Annotated in this window: 9 tRNA genes and 3 rRNA genes; all 12 read right to left on the bottom strand. The window is 50.0% G+C overall.

Annotated elements, in window-relative coordinates:
- Positions 1 to 207: ribosomal RNA gene (locus C1A12_RS20895) — 16S ribosomal RNA — on the bottom strand; the annotation flags it as partial.
- A 116-nt stretch (positions 208 to 323) separates the two neighbouring features.
- Positions 324 to 399: transfer RNA gene (locus tag C1A12_RS20890), tRNA-Ala, on the bottom strand.
- 9 nt (positions 400 to 408) lie between these two features.
- Positions 409 to 485 (bottom strand) — tRNA-Pro (locus C1A12_RS20885).
- Positions 486 to 492: 7 nt separating this feature from the next.
- Positions 493 to 569, bottom strand: a tRNA-Arg gene (locus tag C1A12_RS20880).
- A 16-nt stretch (positions 570 to 585) separates the two neighbouring features.
- A tRNA-Leu gene (locus C1A12_RS20875) sits at positions 586 to 674 on the bottom strand.
- 54 nt (positions 675 to 728) lie between these two features.
- A tRNA-Gly gene (locus C1A12_RS20870) sits at positions 729 to 803 on the bottom strand.
- 6 nt (positions 804 to 809) lie between these two features.
- Positions 810 to 891, bottom strand: a tRNA-Leu gene (locus C1A12_RS20865).
- Between the two features lie 7 nt (positions 892 to 898).
- A tRNA-Lys gene (locus C1A12_RS20860) sits at positions 899 to 974 on the bottom strand.
- Positions 975 to 1,148: 174 nt separating this feature from the next.
- Positions 1,149 to 1,224 (bottom strand) — tRNA-Thr (locus tag C1A12_RS20855).
- A 4-nt stretch (positions 1,225 to 1,228) separates the two neighbouring features.
- A tRNA-Val gene (locus tag C1A12_RS20850) sits at positions 1,229 to 1,304 on the bottom strand.
- Between the two features lie 13 nt (positions 1,305 to 1,317).
- Positions 1,318 to 1,431, bottom strand: a 5S ribosomal RNA gene (gene rrf / locus C1A12_RS20845).
- 130 nt (positions 1,432 to 1,561) lie between these two features.
- Positions 1,562 to 1,685, bottom strand: a 23S ribosomal RNA gene (locus tag C1A12_RS20840); the annotation flags it as partial.

The following is a 1,685-nucleotide window of genomic DNA, read 5'->3' as shown; positions in this document are numbered from 1 at the left end:
CGAGAGAAGGTGTTACCCGGCATTAGCCCCGGTTTCCCGGGGTTATTCCGGTCTTACAGGCAGGTTGCCCACGTGTTACTCACCCGTCCGCCGCTCATTCCACCAGCGTCACCCCCGAAGGGGATCAGCTGGTTTCCTGCGCTCGACTTGCATGTATTAGGCACGCCGCCAGCGTTCGTCCTGAGCCAGGATCAAACTCTCCATAAAAGTTGAGATTGATTTGCTCATTTGCACACCGAATGTGCTTGTTTTACTTCCTTCTATATTATAGAAAGAAAGAATTGACGTACTGGTTGGTTCGTTCAGTTTTCAAAGATCAAATTTGGTGGAGCCTAGCGGGATCGAACCGCTGACCTCCTGCGTGCAAAGCAGGCGCTCTCCCAGCTGAGCTAAGGCCCCGTTGTTAAATGGTCGGGAAGACAGGATTCGAACCTGCGACCCCTTGGTCCCAAACCAAGTGCTCTACCAAGCTGAGCTACTTCCCGTAAACAATGGCGCGCCCGAGAGGAGTCGAACCCCTAACCTTCTGATCCGTAGTCAGACGCTCTATCCAATTGAGCTACGGGCGCATATAAAATTGAATTATGGTGCCGAGGGCCGGACTCGAACCGGCACGGTGGAAACCCACCGCAGGATTTTAAGTCCTGTGCGTCTGCCAATTCCGCCACCCCGGCACGACACTTGCTAGTAAGGTTACTTAATATTCTCTATTAACCTGTTCAAATCAATGGAGCGGAAGACGGGATTCGAACCCGCGACCCCCACCTTGGCAAGGTGGTGTTCTACCACTGAACTACTTCCGCTTATAATGCGGGTGGAGGGACTTGAACCCCCACGCCGTGAAGCACTAGATCCTAAATCTAGCGTGTCTGCCAATTCCACCACACCCGCGAATAAATGGTGAGCCATGGAGGGCTCGAACCTCCGACCCTCTGATTAAAAGTCAGATGCTCTACCAGCTGAGCTAATGGCTCTTAATGAAACAGATAAATTCTCGTAAGCTTTGTTGTGATGCTCGTCGTGTTGCAAGCTTTTCAGTGAAGTTGCACTCCTCGCAAGCCTGCGAAGAAGATCATTCATTGACGTTGGCTTGCTCTACCGACTGAGCTAATGGCTCCTAACAAAAACTTTATGGAGATTTTAAAAAATGGTGCCGGCCAGAGGACTTGAACCCCCAACCTACTGATTACAAGTCAGTTGCTCTACCAGTTGAGCTAGGCCGGCGACATGGTGGAGGATGCAGGGCTCGAACCTGCGACCCCTTGCTTGTAAGGCAAGTGCTCTCCCAGCTGAGCTAATCCTCCGGATTTATGTAAGGTATGGCAGCGTCCTACTCTCACGGGGGTAAACCCGACTACCATCGGCGCTGAAGAGCTTAACTGCTGTGTTCGGCATGGGAACAGGTGTGACCTCTTCGCTGTCGCCACCAAACCTTATTTTCAAGGACAAGATATATTATATTGTCCTTTTGAAAAAATATCAAGAGTTTTTTTCGAAAACCCTCAAAACTGGATAAGCTTTATAAATCATCTTTGGTACGAAACGCCTTTCGCAAAGTCTTGTAGTTAAGTCATCGATTGATTAGTATCCGTCAGCTGCACGTGTCACCACGCTTCCACCTCGGACCTATTGACCTCATCGTCTCTGAGGAATCTTACTTACTTGGCGTAAGGGGAAATCTCATC

It is taken from the genome of Halobacillus sp. Marseille-P3879 (genome assembly GCF_900240285.1).
GTDB lineage: Bacteria > Bacillota > Bacilli > Bacillales > Halobacillaceae > Halobacillus_A.
The sequence above is the reverse complement of the archived record's forward strand: the minus strand, read 5'-3'. Positions and strand labels throughout refer to the sequence as shown.